Genomic DNA, 18273 nt, shown 5'->3' with positions numbered 1-18273 from the left:
AGACAGATCTTCTTTTTTATGTATAGTAATGTTCACCACGAACATTCGATCGGAGTTGGCAGCTGCAAGCCCTAGTAGCAATACGCTAAAATTGGTATCGATTTGCTAACTAATCTCCTATTCTACAACCATTCGTTTCTGGAAGAGTTTGCGTACAAGCTTTGTATAAGAGGGGATGAGTAAGCTGTTGGGCAATCTCTTCCTTGAGCTTATAACACCTTCTTCAGTGTGGTTAGTGTGGTTTATGTTTACCCTGCATATGGCTTGGAAAGTCAAATTTATGCCAAAGCAAACATCCATCCGCGCCATAATTCTTAATAGAGAACGTGTAGAAATGTATTTTTATTCAGCCAAGCCATATAACTTGAAGTTTTTTGACAATGTATAGAAGTGTTTGTTCAGCTAGTCTGCATCAAAAATTAAATGATTCTATTGTTAGAGAAAGTTAAACTCGTTGTTGCGTAGGATGAAATAATAAACTAGGAAAATTGGGGATTGGAATGGAATCTATACGAAATCAAGTCGTCGCCGTGAATAACAAAGTCGATGCCCTCTACCAAATGGTAGAGGATCTGAGTAAGCAGCTCTCGGAAGTTTTATCACAAACAAGGCAGACATCCGGTGCGCTCGCGGATACCTCCAGCTGGAAGCTCAACGATATCCGTTATTCATATAGAAGTAACAAAGTGGATGCGGCGCTGGCGCACAAGGATGTGCTGGCAGATACTGGCTATGTAGACACGGGTTCTCATAACCGCGAAAAAGAGTTGGCACCAGAAATTCAAATTCAGCGACTAACGGCACAGCTAACAGCAGCCTACAATCGCATTGCAGCGCTGGAAGAACAGTTGCTGGCGCAAAGAGTACATTAAAAAAGCAAACCGTGCTGCTCGATTATTAGGCGCAGTAGCGCTCTACCAATGCTTCAACGGCCTGGAGAAGTTCAGCTTGGTTCCAACCTGCGTATAGATGAGCCGCGATCGCACAACCACCGGCTCCCATACCTTCTTTAACGTAACCTTGTTCGTAAGCCTGCAATTGGACGTAACGAGAAGTGGCAAAACTCAGCTGAGTCGCCAGTAAGGGCACCGAGCCAACCATTTGCGCTAATCCAACCGTGTCGCCGCTGGAGTCATCTACCACCCAACGGGTCGTTCCCACAACTATATTTTCCGGTTGCCAAGCTAAAGAATATTCTTTCGCTATAGCTTGAATTAAAGCATAGACAGCCAGCATCTGAGTTCCACCGGCAAGCATGACGCCACTGGTGCAACTGGCAGCTAGAGCGATCCCAGCTACCGCAACTTGCATAGGGTCTCCCACGGCGGCAACAACTTGTAGGGGATCTAGGAATTTAGGATTTAGGATTTTGGATTTTGGATTGACGATTCCTGCGTCGGTGTCGATCTGCCACTCTCCCTGACGCCAAAAACCGGCGCGTTCTAACCCAGTCTGCACTAGCGCCCACTTTTGGGCATGATTGCAAGTAACATGGCTGCTGTTGACTTTCCCGGCAGCGGAAATGCCCAAAGCGGTTAAAACAGCGAGTGCGGTGGTAGTTCCCCCCACCACGCACTCGCCGATAACAATTAAGCCCTCACTAGATACAGCCGCTAACTTTTCCCCCCAAATTAACCCCAAATCGAACAAATGGCGTACTTTTGCCATTTCTAAGGCGTTGCCCGAAGTTAAACAGCGAGCCCAAGCACCGCCTAAATCGATCGTCGGTACGGATGGAGGTTGGGGCAAACCAGCATTGAATAAATAAAGTGGTAGTGAAAGTGCCTCCACCACCGCACGAGAGATGAGTACCGGTGAGGCACCCGCGTGCAGTGGCGGTAAAGGGTATTTCGGATCTGGCGCAGGGCCGCGATCCAAAAATTCCGCATCTGCGATCGCTGTAAATTGGCGATCCTGCGGTGTCCGACCCGCCGCAGAAATCCCCTCGATCAGGCCGGTTTCCGTAAATCCCAACACACAAGCAAATATAGGCTGACGACCCCGATATTGCTGCAACCACCGATGGCCTTGTTCCGTTTGTGTGTAAATCTTTATCATCGGATGCGTGAAAATTTTCTCACCGCTCATCCCCTCTGCCCCTCAGATCTGCCTTACTCATCGTAATCCACCAGCACTTGTACCCAATTGGGAGGCGGAGGAATGGGATTGCCCAGACGTTCCAAAAGTAGCCATGCGGCCAGATGCACGACGAACAGGTAAACCAAGTTACTCAGAAGCACCATCCCCACGGCGATCGCCTGAATTACCAGCAAACTCGGCTCGATCAGTAACCCAAGCTTCACAAATACCCACTCTAACATCTGTGTCACTTGAGTGATGATGTACACCCAGACGTCTTCACCCAGCAGGATGGAAAGCAACCAAAACCGAAAAAAGAATCCAATGCTTCCCAAAAGCGTACCCAAACCAATGGATACCGCCCAGCTGGTTTGGCGTCGCCAACAAGCTCCCAGCAGCACGCCCAACAACCCATAGGGTATAAAAAACTGAATGCTGCGCGGTGGGCCCATCAGGACGGACAGCAGCAATCCGGAAACTAAAGCTCCCATCCAAGCGGCTCGATTGCCCCAGCGCAGGTAAACCAGTGCGATCGGCACCGAGAAAAAGATCCGCAATAGGGGGCCAAGGGGAAAATAGTAATTCACCAGCCAAATCAGACTGGCAGTACTGGCTAAAAAAGCTGTTTCTACAAGCGCTAAGGGAGCCTCGGCCCGCACCTTTGGCTCGGACAAATCGGGACTGGAAGTAGAAGAAGCGATCGGCTCGTTTGCGCCAGATTCTGGGCTTTCTTCAAAAGATTCACTCATTACGATCTTCTCGTGCAAAAGTTTGACTTTGTATTTTTTTCGCTCTCCAGTCCCCTGTCGTTCATCCCTACTCCGCACTCACTCTCAAGCAGACCCCTCATCCGCTCCTATATCTACAGATTGAATTACCAAAACCGAACAGGGAGCGTGGTGCATTACGTAATTGCTCACACTTCCCATTAAAGCTTCTGTCAATCCACTTCGACCCCGCCGTCCCAGCACTAACAAATCTGCTCCCCAGTTTTGAGCGGCTTTACATATAGACTGACTCGCTTCCCCAAATTGACAATCAAAATCAGCCGTCACTCCCTGCTTCGATGCAGTTTGGCAGAAGTTTCGCAGCATAATTTGCGCTTCTTCCAAACGCTTTTCTGCCAGTTGAGGTTGAGCGCGATAGGAGTAACCTGCAAACTCTGGGTAAAAACCCATTTCTACGGGAATAGGCCCGATCGGTTCGCCGATCGTGTCGTTCGTCATACAATGCAAAAGCCTTAAACTAGCACCTGTTGCTTGTGCTAACTCCAGGGCGCGATCGAAAACGGCCCTGCCTAAAGGCGAGTAGTCTAGTGCCACAAGGATTTTTTTGAACCCCATCTAGACCTCCCTCATTCTCGAAACTCTTTCACTTTCAAATTAACGCATAGAAGAGCTTTTGCCTTATTTTTGTTGCATTACGTTAAATTATCAAGCGTTCTAGGGCGTTCACATCCGGGATGCGAAGGGTATCCTGCTCGCGCTTGATCAAAGCTTTCTTTTCCAGCTTAGTCAGCACTCGCGTTACCGTCTCCCGTGCCAGTCCGCTCAAACTGCTCAGTTCGCGATGGGGTAAATTGGGAATTTCCGTACCCTCGGAAGTACGCTTACCTTGCCCATCTGCTAAAAACAGTAAAGTATCTGCCACCCTCGACATACTATCGGATTCCCGCAAGCGCAGTCGGCGATTGACTTGACGCAAGCGACGTCCCATCAGCTGCGCCAGACGGACTCCTGCCATCGGCTCCGTATAAATCAAATTGACAAAATCCTGAGCGGGCAGGTTACCGATCACCGTGGGAGCTAAGGTAATCACATCTGTAGATCTGGGCACTTCATCGAGTGCCGCCATTTCGCCAAAAATTTCTCCCTTGCCCAAAATGTTCAGCGTTACTTCTTTACCATCTAGGTTATAGGTGCGAATCTTCACCCAACCCTCCAATATAAAGTAAACCGAACTACCCCAATCGTTCTCCAGCAGGATCACCTGATTTGCTGGATGGTTGCGCGTGACGAGGTGGGCTGTTGCTTTTTCCACAGCCGCTTCTGGTAAACCTGTAAAGAAAGGAGTAGAGCGAATTAGTGTATTCACATTTGTATTTGTATTCGTTTCGTGAGGAGGGAGTCGGTCTTGCATGAGGCCATTGTGTGATTAACAGTATCTATTAAATTTACTGGGATCGACAGAGGCCCACTGGATTGAAACTGGCTGATTGTTTTAAAACAAATCGCTATGCCAGTAATGCGGAACGATCATAAATAATAGACCACGGAAGCTTATCTTGATAGAGCTGTTCCTCAAGCAGTTGACGATGGCACTTGACACTGGCTACACGGATCGGGTTGGCGATCGAACTAAAGGTACTGCCCATACACCCATTGGCAAGCATCGCTCGCAGTACAGGCTCTTGCCCCACACTTAGTTGGGGACTTATGGCTAAAGATAGCACCTCATACGTTTAATCTTGTGGCCATACCAAACTTTACAGAGCGTAAGTGGAAGGCACGGTCTAACCTCCAGAGAAACCAAGCAGCCGTTAATTTTGATTTGGCTGTCTATTCTTGCATTTCCTAGCATACACTTTGTCCAGCACGACGGGAGTGTCAGTTTGAGGATTTCCCTAGAGTGGCTACTTTGTGAGATAATATTGTTAAATCGATGACCGCAGGAACGATGAGGAAACAGGTTTAACGTCCTACTCCGCGATCCGGAAATGCTTAACAGTCAATGGTGTAAAAGTAAGTCCAAACTGTAAGGTCGAAAAAGCAATTAAATACTGTGGGGCACACAGAAATTTACGCTTGGGGAGTAGTCCATAAGAGCGCTTGCTGTAAAAGGTGTAGTCGGACTAGACATGAAACTGTAAGACCCTCTTTGACACGGGTCAATAGAGGCATGATTCAGCCCAAGAATCACCGCACTTCTAGGACGGTGAGTGTCAAACCCAAATTTCCGATGACGAATGGCCGAAATAAATGGGATTCAAGCCGGTTCTGCTAGGAATTTAAAGGAGCGGTTTCACCGTGAAGTTTCACACGGATCGAATTCAGGCACTGATCGCAGAGATTGATAACGTACTTGGCAAAAGCAGAAAATCCGGCCTGGGTTGGTTTAAATCTGGAGAAGAGGCCGATCGGCGTCGCGTTTTAGAACGAGTTCGCAACAGCCTGGATATGCTCCAGCAAGAATTTGCCTCCACAAGCCAAGTTGAGATCGGCCAAACCACAGAATTGCCATTGGCAGGTGAAATGGCATTGGTACAGGCTCCATCAGTCGATCGCCTTGAGTCTCTGGCAATCGACTCAACTCAAAAAAAGACGCCACAAGAAATTTTGCAAGCAGTGGTAGAAGAAATGGCTTACCTGCGAACCTTCTACGAACGCGCCAAAATTCTGACCGAGTTGACTCAACAGTGCCAAGCAGACTTAGAAGCCTTACAGCAAAAACGTCAAGCTCTCAGAGCAGAAATAGAGCAGCTCGAACAACAGCGACAAAATTATCTTTCCCAACAGCAAGGAGAGTTAAAACAGAAAACTTCGGAATTGCTGTTGGATACGGAAACAACTTCCCCGACTCAGCAGAGTAAACTTTGGCCAGATGAGGAAGCAGAGCCAACAGCAACCCAGATAATCTCTCCTCAAATACCAAACATCCTCAGCGAAGGAGATCTACCGCTACCATATGCGGGTGCTGAGTTAGTGACTCCAAATATACAGCAGTGGGAGAGATCGATTCAGGCAAACCAACAAGCTGAGGCAACAAATACTGACGAGTCGGCAAGTAAAGAAAACGACTCAGTAAATTCAGATTACAACATTCTAGATATCGTCGAAAGTTCACCACCAGCCTGCCGTATTGAAGATGCACCCCAGTTTCGGGAAGTTGCTCCCGCAGCAACAAACAGGTATGAAATAGCACAAGATGAGGAAGATTTCGCTCGGTCAATGCGATCGACAGATGAAAGCGATCGCATCGCCGCCGCAGACGATCGGCAACTGGTAGATTTAGAATCGACAGACATTGTTTCTTTTCCCCAAGACTCAGGAGAGGGAACTGGGGAAACGAGCGCATGGGAAAGCACCGACACAATAGCAGCTCTGACCGATTTAATAGACGAAACAGCACGTTTGCTTGGATCGGACTCTCTGGAAGATGAATTGCTCAGCGAGCCGATCTCGATCGAGGAGATTGCTGAAAGCGTTCTTAAATCTGCCGATACAGAAGCAGAAAGCTACTTACCAGCATCACCAGAAGAAGATTTGCTGTCAACAGATCGGTTAGAGGGGAAGTCCAATGTGGATCTTTGGGTCGGCAAGAATATGTTGGAGCAGTTGAGCCAGGATCTTTCCGGTTTGGAGGGACTCGATTCACCACAGGTTCAAGAAGAAAGCGATATTTTGCAGCGTCGGGATAATTCAGAGCAAAGCGCGATCGAAAGGACACAAGCAAACCGGAATACACAACCAACAGCTACAGCATCGGCTTACCAAATTGCCAGCAGCGATAATAAAGACGAAGATGCTCCTGTGGAACAGGAAACTGCTTCGCAAAGAGAAGCAGTCTTACTAAACATTGACGAAACAGCAAACTCTTCCAGCGACGATCGAGAAATTGAGGATCTCACGCCCCAAACAGAGGAGAAATATGGCCTGATTGGGTCAGAAGAAATACCTTGTACGATTCCAGAAGAAATTTTGGCCGAATTTGACGACCTTTTTGGCGAATCTCTCGAAACAGAGCTCGAATTACCTGTAGCGGAACCTGATTCGCAAATAGATCCACTCTCATTATCGAGGCCGAATCAAGAAGAAGTAAAAAAAAAAGTAGCGAATGCAACAGAACTGACTCTAAGTGAAGATTGGGAAAGTAAAAAAGTAGAACAAGAACAAGACGAACAAGACACCTCAACGCTCGCGACTTTCGATCGAGGAAATGAAGAGAAGCTTGACGAAGCAAAGCAGGAAGAAAAGACAGAAACAATCAATTTTTGGCAAAAACTCACCCCGCCGCCTCGCATTCCCTTTTCTAGGCCATCCTCATTCACCCCTACACCCCTTCCGCCACTACCTCCTTCTCCTCCTCCCATCTGGTACTTGGGAATTGATTTCGGGACAACAGGGCTTTCTGCGACTTTGTTGAATCGCTTAACCCGCCAGATCTATCCGATTGCCTGGTCACCCGCAGGACATTCGGAGACAAGCGAACAAACCTTTCGTTTGCCTGCGGCGGTTGATGATAACGGCATATTGCTGCGGAACTTTAAGCCATTGTTAAAAATCGGTCTGCCCTACTATTGCGCCCAAAGGGATAGATGGGAGCCTGTTTTGCAGGTTTCTTCCAGAGACAGGGTTCCGCTTTGGCAGGCGAAGCAAGCGCTGCAAGCATTGTTAACTAGCCTCAATCCTGCCAAAAATGAAGTACGAGAAGATAAGGAATTAGAGATCCCAGATAGTGATTCCCATCTCGAACCGGAAATCTTAAGTTTGGAATTACGAGAAAACAGTTCATTTTTGGATGCTAATTCTCGATATACGATCGCCGCCATTGGTTTGGAGGAAGAAACCCTGCATTCCGCGCTCAATCAGCTAGCGGGGGCGATCGTCAGCTGTCCCGCCGAGTGGTCGGAAGCATACCGCTTTAACGTGCGGGAAAGTATTTTGGGTGCTGGATTGGTGTCATCTCCCGATCGCATTTGTTTTGTTGAGGAAGCGATCGCCACATTCCTGGCTGCATTATCAAACTCCCCTTACACGGAGGGAGATGAAAAGAGCGAGTTGCCATCCACAAATGATTCCAGACAACAGACAAAGACAAAACTAACTTGGCGGGGTACCACAGTCATACTCCACACTGGGGCAACTACTACCGAGATCGCTTTAGTGGATTTACCCAAGCATATCGAAGATTTAACATCTGCTGACTTCACACTCCGTAGTTTTCCTTATGCAGGCTCTTATCTAGACCAAGATATTATCTGCCAATTGCTTTTGAATCCTGAGACAATTTCTTTACTCAGTATTACAGACTCATTAGGTAGTAAAAATTTAGACTTGCCGCTGGCGGGCGATCCCGATTTGCCAACTCGTTACCTGTGGCAACAAAGATTGGAGAGTACTCCATTTGGGAAAAATTTATTGGCATCGGCACAATATGCAAAGCACGTATTGCTACATCAAGAAAGCTTTACTGTAGAAATTGGCGAAAACCGTTGGGTTTTGCGGCGACAAGATTTAGAAAACCGCGTTTTTGCCCCTTTTATTCAACGCCTGAATCGAGAATTGAACACTTTACTGGCTGTGCTGGGAATACCTGTAGAAGCGATCGAGCAAGTAATTTGTACTGGTGGCACAGCTTTGTTACCCAGCGTAAGCGACTGGCTGCGTCAAAAACTCCCCAATGCCACTTTAATTAAGGATGAAGGCGGAAGCAGAAAAGATCCAGTTAATCATTCTGGCAGGGTGGCGTTGGGATTGGCATCCTTGCCTCTGTATACCCAAGTATTCGATCGATTCAAACAACAGTACAGCGAGTACTTTCTACTGGCGGAACTTCTGCGCGTATTTGGAGAAAAACCGCTTCCGATCGGGAGAATTTTTCAGCTGCTGGAACGTAGGGGTATTAATACTCAAGCTTGCCAAGGACGCCTTTTGGCTCTTCTGGAGGGAGAGCTTCCCATCGGTGTTGTTCCTTCTCTAATGGATGCAGACTTGCTAAATCAGGAATCGTGGCAAAATCCTGTATATCAGGCGCTTACAGCTAGGAAACTCTTTTATAAAGAAGATAATCACACTTATTGGTTAAATTCCGAACAAGGCGATCGCTTGCGTCTATATTTGAAGGCACTGCTGGAGCAAACTCACCAAAAATTAGAGGAACCTTACGCTGTTTATTGGTTAGCACCAACAGACAACACTGATACTTAATTACACTTGACTACAGGAAATATAAAACAACACACCCATTTGGGTGAAAATACTAAAACTTTAAAAAGCAAGTTAATACTACAAAGATTCCGTAAAGTCAGTACTCTTACTCCTCTCGACGGCACAGAGCGAGGTTATATTGCGTTTAAGCTCATTGACCTACTCTTGACTGACTGGGAACTGCAATGATTACATCTGACTTATCCGGTGCTTTCTCCATCAAATCTTCTCTCAATCGTGGATACAAACTCACTTTTGCGAGAAAATCGCTGCATCCTTCGGTTAGAAGCAAAGCCAAACGTGCGATCGATATTGTCGGAGCTATAGTGGGATTGGGAATCGCTGCTGTTGTGGCCATACCAGTCGCGATCGCTACACAACTGGACAGTCCAGGCCCAATTTTATACAGCCAAATGCGCTGCGGTTTGAACGGTCGCCTGTTCCGCATTTGGAAATTCCGGTCAATGGTCATTAATGCCGAGCGGATGAAAGATGCGGTAGAAAACCAAGCAAACGGTCATATCTTTAAAAATGAGAACGACCCACGCATCACCCCCGTTGGTAGATTCTTACGTCGTACAAGCTTAGACGAATTACCCCAATTCTGGAATGTGTTGGTGGGGGATATGAGCTTAGTGGGCACTCGTCCGCCCACAGTAGATGAAGTCCTCAAATACGAAAGCCACCATTGGGAGCGGTTGCGGGTTAAGCCCGGTATAACTGGCGAATGGCAGGCTAACGGTCGTTCCACAGTCAAAGACTTTGAAGAAATCGTGCGGATGGATGTGGACTACCAACGCAAGTGGTCAATTCCATACGACATCAACCTGATTCTGAAAACCATCCAGGTGGTTTTGAGCAAAAGTGGGGCTTGCTAAGGTTTTAAAGATAGCTACTTATCGTACTATTGCATTCGAGTTAAATAGTTCCTATATTTTCAGATAACAAATGCCCAATCCCAACAGGGATGAGGTCTGACGACTCGCGAAATTCCTCTATCGCTAGCACGTATCAGCTGCACTGCTGCTGGGCAGCTATGGTGAAGTAACTCTCGCCGCAATGCCAGAGTCTTTAAATCATTCCTAAAGACAGGCAGAGCCGCACTTTCAGATTCAGGTTGCGATCGCAGCCTAAAAAAAATTTTTGATATATTGAAGCCAACCAGTAATATAAATATTCTAGTCTCCTGTGAGAGACCGCTTTAAAACGTCGATCTACCGTATAAATACTTAAAAACGTGGCTAATCAACGAGGCGACAATCCATCTAAATCAATATTCAATAGTGGGTTTTCGTTCTCGCCATCCTTGAGTGACAAAGACCGAAATTGGCAGGCATTTACAGGTGCGAATTTGGCAACGCCTACTTTGAAAGGAACAGACCTAAGAGGTGCTTACTTCAAGGGTGCTTATTTGAGAAAAGCTGACCTGAGACAGGTAGACATGAGTGAAATCTGTCTGAGTTATGCTGACTTAATTGAGTGTGACTTAAGTGAAGCTTGTCTGAGTAGAGCAAACCTCACCGAAGCGTGTTTGAATTTGGCAAGTCTTAGAAAATCAAATCTAAGGGGAGCCAATCTCAGCAAGTCCAACTTAGTTGGCGCAGAAATGATTGAAACCGATTTAAGGGGAGCTAACTTAAGCAAGGCTAACCTGGTCGGGGCTAACTTGGAAAATGCCAACCTCGCGGGAGCTAACTTGAGTGGGGCAGATCTGACAGGGGCAGACTTGAAAGGATCGACTCTGAGAAATGCCGTCTACAGTCCTGGAACTAAGTTCAGCGAAGGTATTGATGCCAGTAAAGCAGGGGCTTACTTGATTGCCCCTAAAGCATCTCTTCCGGATATCAACCTCAGCAGTGTGGATCTAAATGGGGCAGATTTACGGGGGATAGACTTGCGGAGGGCGAACCTAAGAAAAACCAACTTGAACGGGGCCAACCTGAACGGGGCCAATCTCAGTGGAGCTAACTTAAGTGGGGCTGATTTGAGCGGGGCAGATCTCAGGGATGTCCTAGTTAAAAGAGCTGTTTACTGTCAGGAAACGCGCTTCTCTCAAGGTTTTGAGCCAGATAAGGCGGGAGCTTTTTTAATCGCTCCAGGTGCGTCGCTCGCGCAGGTGAACTTGAGCGGGATAGACTTGAGCGGTGCAGATTTGAGCGGTGCAAATCTGCGTCGATCGAATCTATCCGGGTCAGACATGAGGCAAATAGACCTGGCTGGAGCAGACTTGAGAAAGGCACAGATGGAAGGAGCAAAGCTGCAAGGAGCGGACTTGCGAGGTGCAAACTTGACTCAAGTTTCTTTGAATCAAGCTTCTTTGAGCGAAGCCGATCTAAGAAAGGTAGATCTGACCAGAGCAGATTTGAGCGGGGCAAATCTTAGCAGGACAGATTTGCGAGGCGCAGACTTGACGGGAGCTTGTTTAAATCAGGCCGATCTAAGGGAAGCTGACTTGAGAGGGGTAGATCTGACGAGAGCGGACTTGAGAGGGGCGTGCCTGAGTGGGGCACAAATCGCAGAGGCGGATTGGACTGGTACAACTATGGATGGTACGAATCAGTTTGAGGTAAATCTGGGTGAGATAAATTTGAGTCAGGTGACGAGATAGAGGTTGGGGCGGAAGATATCGCCGATCCTACGCTTTCTGGAATTACTGATTAGGTGTTCTAGCTGTAATTGTCGATCGCCAATCGATCTACAGGCTCGCTGCGCTCCATAGTTAGGGATTTGGAGCGTTTTTTTATGTGTTGAGTCCTTTTGTAGCCCTACTCAATTTAAAATCTAAAATCGAAATTCTAAAATTGCTTAACTCTGGCCAAATCGGCTAATCTACCAAAACACTGCTTCAATGAGATTAACTTGCGATCCTCCCAGACCTACTGATTTTGTCTTGAAGTTTATCGTTTCTGCGCTTGCGATCGCCACAGCAGCAGCTCCGAAAACTAGCCTCGCTCAACAGACACTCGCCCCAGAAAGGGATATAGCTTTAGTTTTTTGTAGCGTTTCCCAACAAAACTCCTGCGAGTCATTGGACTGGTTTGCAGATAATATTTTTGCCCAAACCCCTGAGATACCAGATCGGCAGGCAAGTCCCGCACAAACGGGCACTCCCAGTTTACAAACTGAACCGTCTGCATCTCAAGAAAAGCCTTTTGTACCGCAAAACTTGCCACTGCTGCCATCGTCAACGCTGCTTGCGCCTGGTAGATACAGTATTGCTCCCAACATTTCTGTCATTACACCCACAGCTTATGGTAAATCATGGGGAAGTATCAGCGTTGGTTTGGGTTTACAACCAAGAACTCGTTTCACCAATGAAGCTGATGGGGTTTTGGGAGTTGGTTTTGGATTGGGTGATGCCAGAAAAGCGGTAGGTTTGGATATTGGTGTGTCGATCGCTGACTTGGATACGGCAGAAGATGGTAGTATCAGCTTCAAGCTTCATCGCCAGTTACCTGATGATTTTGCCGTTGCTGTGGGCACCCTCAATGCGATCGACTGGGGTCTTACGGATAGCGGTACAAGTGTTTACGGTGTGGTGACAAAAAGATTTCGCCTGCGCGATCGAGTCGATCGGCCTTTCAGTCAATTGTATGTTTCTGCTGGCGTTGGTAGCGGCCAATTCCGTTCCGAATCTAACATTAATAAAGATGTCAATTCAGTTAATTTTTTTAGCAGCGTTGCCGTGCGAGTAGCCGAACCTGTAAATTTAATAGCAGAATGGTCAGGTCAAGATTTGACGATCGGATTATCTGTTTTACCGTTCCGCAATATTCCTTTGGTGGTTACGCCTGGGGTAACCGATATTACTGGCAGTGCTGGTGATGGGAGCCGATTTATCTTGGGAGTAGGTTATTTAATATCATTTTAAATACCCAGGATAATGGGGCAGAGGCAATGATTCAATTACCGATTAGCATAAAAGATGAAATTGATTAAATCTTCACTATATGTTGTGCTGGTTATAGGTTGTCTTTTTATTTTAGCCAAACCAGGACTTAACCAATCGGGAACGCAGTCGGATGTGACTGTTCCCAACCCAGGAGAAATTAATCCCCAACCTGTGGAAAGAGGTAGCGAACCGCCGCAAAATATAGGCGGAATAAGAGTCGATCGGAGTGGTTTCGATCGAAATTTACAGCAAGCAGATTTTGGTCGGTCAGTGCAGATGTTTGAAGAACTCCAAGCAGTAGAATTTGGTCAATACTTCGGCACTAATTTTTTCGGCCAAACTGTTTCCCCTGAAGAAATATCTCAAAGTCTCTGTAACTTGGCTGAAACGACAGGAAAAAAAGCGGCAGTACTTTACGTAATATCTCTAGAAAAACAACTGGAATTATTACTTGTTTTGCCCAATCCGAGACGTTGTACTGAGACAAGTTCTAAACAAAATGACAATTCTACTTTATTCGTTCGCAAGATTGTCACTGCCGCCAATCGAAAAAATCTCCAAACAGTTGCCAAACAATTTCGTGCAGAAGTAACCAATCCCAATCTTAGCAACGATTACCGAGCTTTTGCACAAAAACTATATGAATGGATAGTCGCTCCCGTGCAACCAGAACTTGCAGCTAACAAAATAGACAGTTTGATATTTTCAATGGATGCAGGTTTGCGATCGCTGCCAATAGCTGCTTTTTACAACGGGCAAAATTTTCTGATCGAGCAATATAATTTGGCTTTAATCCCAAGCTTTAGCCTCACCGATACTCGCTATATTCCTGTTGCCAATTCGCGCATATTGGCAATGGGAATATCTAAAAGTACCCAGTCACAATCTCCTTTACCCGCAGTAGCTGTAGAAGTGCCGACTTTAACTAACATTCTTTGGCAGGATGGTCAAAGTTTTTTAAACGAAGAATCGACATTGGAAAAACTGGAATCTCTCAGTCGCCAACAACGTTTTGGCATTATCCACATAGCTACTCATGCCGAATTTCAACCAGGAAAAGTAAGCGAATCTTACATTCAACTTTGGAATTATAAACTCAAGTTAGATCGACTCAAAGAAATTTCGCGCCAATTGGAATGGCATAAATCTCCAAAAGTGGAAATGCTTGTTTTAAGTGCTTGTAGAACTGCGCTCGGAGACGAACAAGCAGAATTGGGATTTGCAGGTTTGGCAGTTCAGGCCGGTGTGAAAAGTGCTGTTGGCAGTCTTTGGTATGCTAGCGATGTAGGTTCCTTGGGGCTGATGACGGAATTTTATCACAAGTTGCGAACGGCACCAATAAAAGCAGAAGCTTTGAGAGAAGCTCAATTGGCTATGTTGAAAAGACAAGTCCGATTGCAAGGGGGAGATTTATTATTATCCGATGGTCGTCGGATTCCTCTCCCTCCAGAAATAGCTAGCGGAGGTGAAACAATTATTTTATCTCATCCCTACTTTTGGTCGGGTTATACGATGATTGGAAATTGGAATTAATTGGCGAAGTGTGGTTAATTTCGCAGGAATTAAGCTATTTGATTTTCTCCGATTATCGTTGGTTAAATTTTCATCACAGATGAATAAAGATAAACACAGATGAACACAGATATTATTTCATTGATATTTAGTAGGGTGGGTACTGCCAACCAAAATGCCTGTAAAGTTTGAGATTAGATAATAGTGGGCACTGCCCACCCTACGTTTAATTATACTACTTGTCGGATGGGCATCTTGCCCGCCTCTTTATTCCATTTAAATGCGTAGCTGCCGATCAAATATCCAAACCTTCTATTCTGAAATAAGGGGGATGCTCTACTGTAAATTGATAGTATATTTCCTGCTTTGACTGTGGCGGTAAAGTTAGCGACCATTGTAACAATCCCATCTCACTTGGTTGAATTTTAGGATTACTTTGAGTTAGATGTACTTTTAGTTGTTCGTTCTTACTAATTGGCAATTGCTCTGTTAGCTTCAAGGTGGTTTCTCGCTCTTGTAAGTTGGCAATGTTTAGCCGATAAGCGTAAGTTGTGCGACGCCGATCGAATATTATCTTTTTATCTACTTTTCGTTCCACTAAGTCGCGATCGATCTTCAATCCTTCGTCAATTCCTAAGTTTATCTTGAACTCTTCCCCTGGTGAAACGTTTTCTATTTGGCTTGTACCGACAAAAGTTTCATCGCGGAAAATATTGGCATTTCCGGGTAAGAGGGTAGCACCGTTTGGCGGATTGGTAACATTCGCTTGCAAGTAGGCGAAACTAACCAATTTAGGTATGGCGATGTACTCTTTTCGACAAGGATAGTTTTCGTTAAAAATAGTAATTTTGTGCGGTGTTCCATCGCTGGGAATGTCGCTGTTACCGCCTATTTCAAATGTGACAACACCGCCAGAGGTAGAAGCAACTGCGGTAACAGTTTCAGCTTGTACTGAAGGTGCCGATTCTGATTCTTCAGCGCGTCTTTGATTTTCGTTTAAAAGTGCGAGGTCGTAGTCGTCGTCCCCAAAAGTGTTAATTTCATCAGCGCTTAACTGATTTTCAGCCTTTACCTTACCTCGTCCCCGCGCTCCTTCCCGCGGTTTTCTTAGAAAGTCAGGTACATTATAAGATGGCTTTTGCACATTAATATACCAGGGATCGAGCTTTGGCGGGAGTGTTCCCAAACCGGGTTTAGCAGTAGAAAGAGTGAGGGAAACACCCAACCAATCTTCGCCAGTCTTTTGTTGAACTTCCGCTAAATAGCTGAGATTCAAAGTATTTGCTGTTGTATTGACGCGCAAATCGTACAGAGGAGTCCAACTGGCATCAGTAACGATGTAGGAAACTTCTAACTCGAAATTACCAGCGCCAGATGGCTCGATCGCAACGATAATACTAAAACTTTCTTGGGGGCGAAATTTTTCTATTTCCCACAACTGCTTGCCCAGCGCTAGTGTTTGTTTTTCTAATTGTTGACCTTGCTTTTCTAGCTGCGCCATTGCATTTGAAAAATCGCTATTTCGCTGACCTAAAAAGCTCAGTAAATCTCTCGTTTCATTCAGTCCAACTTGTTGCTGAGACAGTCCTATAGAAAATTTTTCCACCGATTTTTCGCCCAAATTTTGCACAAAATTACGTTGCAATTCAAGCGACTTCAATTCATCTCGAATCCGGCGTTTTTCTTCTTCCAATTGTTCGATTTGCTGGTTTAGGTGGGCTACCCGCTCTGAAGTTGGTTCGGGGGAGAAAATGCCTTCTGTCCGTACTTGGATCAATCGCACCGGTACTGTACCAGAACCTGTTGCGCGTATAGATTCTGACAGGACGTTGACGGGTAGGGAGGCGATCGCTAATTCCCTTTCTCCGCCAGTCAGCGCCACAACACCGCGCCGCGTCACCCTCGCCCGGTCTGTGTAAACCGTTACTTCGGAAATGCGAGTATCTAGTGTCTTACTCGTTGTTTGGTTTGGTGTTTGTGAGTCAGTCACTGCCACTTTCTCCTTTAAGCATTTAATAGCATATTGTAGGGTGCGTTACGCTGTGGCTAACGCACCTGAACTTTAAAGTGATTCGGGCAGAAAATTAGCATCCAAAACTTCTGACGAACTGTAAGGAGATAATTGCGGAAACGTTTCCACTGAAAGTCCAGTTTCCGCACTCGCAATTTCTACCGCATCCGCATAACATTCAGCAAATACTTCTTCTAGATAAGGTTTCAAACTGGGAGAATCTTTCAGTCCTTCCCGAATGCGTCGGCGATGTTCGACAATGCTACCTTTCCAGTTACCGCTTCTGAATTCTGGTTGATACTGCCATTTGAGCAAGTGAGTGAGGACTACTATAAGATTACTCTTTAAGCTTTTGCGCTCACTCCGCCCCATATCTCCTAATTCCTCAATCAAGTTTTCCCAGTCGATGTTTGAGTAGTCGCCAACTCGCAAATTTTCTATTGTGGTTTCAATCCATTTCAGGTAGTCTGTTTCGTACAAATTTTTTTGGTTAGTTTCTATTTTTGCTGTCATACTTCCACCCCACTTAGGAACCATACCATTCTAAACCTCCCGGTAGTTCCTCTGCCGCAAATTCAATATGAATGACGCGCCGATGACTTGCTTGTTTTGCTGGTTGGGAAGCGTGAACTAACAAAGGTTTCATCACCAATACGCCGCCGGAATAAACAGGACAATTAACAGTATTTTCTTTCAATTTTTGGATATTTTCCGGTTTCACATATCCGTGAAGATGAGATCCGGGAATAACCTGTAGAGGTGCGTTATTTGCCAAGGTATCATCCAGATGAATGCGTAAAGTTAACATTCTTTCCAAAATAGGAATGGGAGGTTGGACGTGGTGAATGCCATCTTTAATTGACCAAGGCCAAAACCCGGATATATTAACACGTTGCTTAACGGCGATCGTCATATCTTGATGCCAGGAAACACCCCAATTAGCTTGAGGATTTTTATCAAAAAATATCCCTCGCACGGGAAAAGCATTTTTGCCGAGTATTGGTTCGACCAAATTGCGAATTGGAATTTCCCAACAAAGTTGTCGCAGCATCGGAATTTCTTCTAATAAGCGGCGCATCCCATAACCTTTGGCATTGCTATGCTGAATTGCCGATTGCAACAAACTTTTGCAAGTAGCGATTTGGTTAGCATCAATCGCTTTTTCTAGTATACTAAATCCATCTTTTTGAATAGATTGAAGTAAGTTTATCTTGTCAACACAATGCCTGTGAGAGTTTAAATTAGTTGACATCTTTGTACACTAATGTTACGATCAGCGATTGAGTATAAAGTTTCGGAAGCTGGTGGGATATTTGTAGAAGTTCCTACCCACAAAGTTAAACCGAGTCAACGTTGTCCAAAATGTGATTACGTTAAACCTAAAACTTTATCAGAACGAGTTCATAAATGCCTTCAATGCAATTATACTTGCGACCGTGACTTCGCTTCGGCTCAGGTTTGTGCAGAGTATTTACGCTTTCTTGTTGGGAACCAGCGTCGATAAACGTGGAGAGGGAGCCTCTACTTCTACCTACTGGGGTGGGTTTAAGCAAGCTCCCTCTGCGAAGCGTCAGAAACTTCGTCCAAATCTTTGATTTGGGCGGAGTAGTTCATGAAAAATCGGTATTTTGAAGAGATGCGATCGCTCTACAGCACGCCTATGCAACGAGAGACATTTCCCAAACTCCCAAAAGAGTATTAACAAAATCGGCGTAAGTCCCCACCGATACGAATGTTAAGTGGGGATATAAGCCGGACGACGAAGAAAGCATCTCCGACCAAAATCAACCATTAGGTTGATGGGGGAGTGGGGTGCTTGAGGAGTGGTCAAATTGTTGACAAATTACTGCAAA

The 18273-nt window shown here is 45.7% G+C and carries 15 protein-coding genes; 8 read left to right on the top strand and 7 right to left on the bottom strand.

Annotated elements, in window-relative coordinates:
* Positions 1 to 500 precede the first annotated feature (500 nt).
* Positions 501 to 872 (top strand): hypothetical protein, encoded by a 372-nt coding sequence (locus ACE1CD_RS29235; RefSeq protein ID WP_374827026.1) that lies wholly within the window; start codon positions 501 to 503, stop codon positions 870 to 872.
* A 25-nt stretch (positions 873 to 897) separates the two neighbouring features.
* Here ACE1CD_RS29235 and cobT read toward each other — a convergent pair whose 3' ends face one another.
* From cobT to ACE1CD_RS29215, 4 genes are all read right to left on the bottom strand, one after another.
* Positions 898 to 2058 carry a nicotinate mononucleotide-dependent phosphoribosyltransferase CobT gene (gene cobT, locus ACE1CD_RS29230; RefSeq protein ID WP_374827181.1) on the bottom strand — a complete coding sequence of 387 codons (1161 nt, stop codon included), beginning with the start codon at positions 2056 to 2058 and terminating at the stop codon, positions 898 to 900.
* 53 nt (positions 2059 to 2111) lie between these two features.
* Entirely contained in the window at positions 2112 to 2828 is a 717-nt protein-coding gene (locus ACE1CD_RS29225) for a DUF2232 domain-containing protein (protein WP_374827025.1), read from the bottom strand.
* Between the two features lie 84 nt (positions 2829 to 2912).
* Positions 2913 to 3422: a universal stress protein gene (locus tag ACE1CD_RS29220; RefSeq protein ID WP_374799897.1), complete on the bottom strand. Its 510-nt coding sequence runs from the start codon at positions 3420 to 3422 to the stop codon at positions 2913 to 2915.
* A gap of 82 nt (positions 3423 to 3504) precedes the next feature.
* A complete protein-coding gene (locus ACE1CD_RS29215; RefSeq protein WP_190468826.1) occupies positions 3505 to 4218 on the bottom strand; it encodes a Crp/Fnr family transcriptional regulator in 714 nt (237 codons plus the stop codon).
* Positions 4219 to 4363: 145 nt separating this feature from the next.
* Between ACE1CD_RS29215 and ACE1CD_RS29210 the strand changes: the two genes are divergently transcribed.
* From ACE1CD_RS29210 to ACE1CD_RS29185, 6 genes are all read left to right on the top strand, one after another.
* Complete coding sequence (locus ACE1CD_RS29210; RefSeq protein ID WP_374827024.1) at positions 4364 to 4504, top strand: hypothetical protein; 141 nt, start codon at positions 4364 to 4366, stop codon at positions 4502 to 4504.
* A gap of 601 nt (positions 4505 to 5105) precedes the next feature.
* Positions 5106 to 9005, top strand: a complete 3900-nt coding sequence (locus tag ACE1CD_RS29205; RefSeq protein ID WP_374827023.1) for a hypothetical protein — start codon at positions 5106 to 5108, stop codon at positions 9003 to 9005.
* A 185-nt stretch (positions 9006 to 9190) separates the two neighbouring features.
* The gene (locus ACE1CD_RS29200) at positions 9191 to 9883 is read left to right on the top strand and encodes a sugar transferase (RefSeq protein ID WP_374799893.1); all 693 of its coding nucleotides are present in this window, start codon (positions 9191 to 9193) and stop codon (positions 9881 to 9883) included.
* Between the two features lie 359 nt (positions 9884 to 10242).
* On the top strand, positions 10243 to 11613 hold the full coding sequence (locus ACE1CD_RS29195) for a pentapeptide repeat-containing protein (protein ID WP_374799891.1): 1371 nt from the start codon (positions 10243 to 10245) through the stop codon (positions 11611 to 11613).
* Positions 11614 to 11853: 240 nt separating this feature from the next.
* Complete coding sequence (locus tag ACE1CD_RS29190) at positions 11854 to 12876, top strand: hypothetical protein (protein ID WP_374827022.1); 1023 nt, start codon at positions 11854 to 11856, stop codon at positions 12874 to 12876.
* 54 nt (positions 12877 to 12930) lie between these two features.
* Entirely contained in the window at positions 12931 to 14430 is a 1500-nt protein-coding gene (locus ACE1CD_RS29185) for a CHAT domain-containing protein (protein ID WP_374827021.1), read from the top strand.
* Positions 14431 to 14704: 274 nt separating this feature from the next.
* Here the strand turns inward: ACE1CD_RS29185 and ACE1CD_RS29180 are convergent, their stop codons facing one another.
* The 3 genes from ACE1CD_RS29180 to ACE1CD_RS29170 form a co-directional block, all read right to left on the bottom strand.
* Positions 14705 to 16399, bottom strand: a complete 1695-nt coding sequence (locus ACE1CD_RS29180; RefSeq protein WP_374827020.1) for a mucoidy inhibitor MuiA family protein — start codon at positions 16397 to 16399, stop codon at positions 14705 to 14707.
* A 72-nt stretch (positions 16400 to 16471) separates the two neighbouring features.
* Positions 16472 to 16933, bottom strand: coding sequence for a DUF29 domain-containing protein (locus ACE1CD_RS29175; protein WP_374799885.1), 462 nt, complete (start codon positions 16931 to 16933; stop codon positions 16472 to 16474).
* A 13-nt stretch (positions 16934 to 16946) separates the two neighbouring features.
* Positions 16947 to 17672 carry a phytanoyl-CoA dioxygenase family protein gene (locus tag ACE1CD_RS29170; RefSeq protein WP_374827019.1) on the bottom strand — a complete coding sequence of 242 codons (726 nt, stop codon included), beginning with the start codon at positions 17670 to 17672 and terminating at the stop codon, positions 16947 to 16949.
* Between the two features lie 12 nt (positions 17673 to 17684).
* Between ACE1CD_RS29170 and ACE1CD_RS29165 the strand changes: the two genes are divergently transcribed.
* The gene (locus ACE1CD_RS29165) at positions 17685 to 17924 is read left to right on the top strand and encodes a zinc ribbon domain-containing protein (protein WP_374827018.1); all 240 of its coding nucleotides are present in this window, start codon (positions 17685 to 17687) and stop codon (positions 17922 to 17924) included.
* Positions 17925 to 18273: the final 349 nt, after the last annotated feature.

The sequence above is a fragment of the Aerosakkonema sp. BLCC-F183 genome (assembly GCF_041929145.1).
Taxonomy (GTDB): Bacteria; Cyanobacteriota; Cyanobacteriia; order Cyanobacteriales; family Aerosakkonemataceae; genus Aerosakkonema.
The sequence above is the reverse complement of the archived record's forward strand: the minus strand, read 5'-3'. Positions and strand labels throughout refer to the sequence as shown.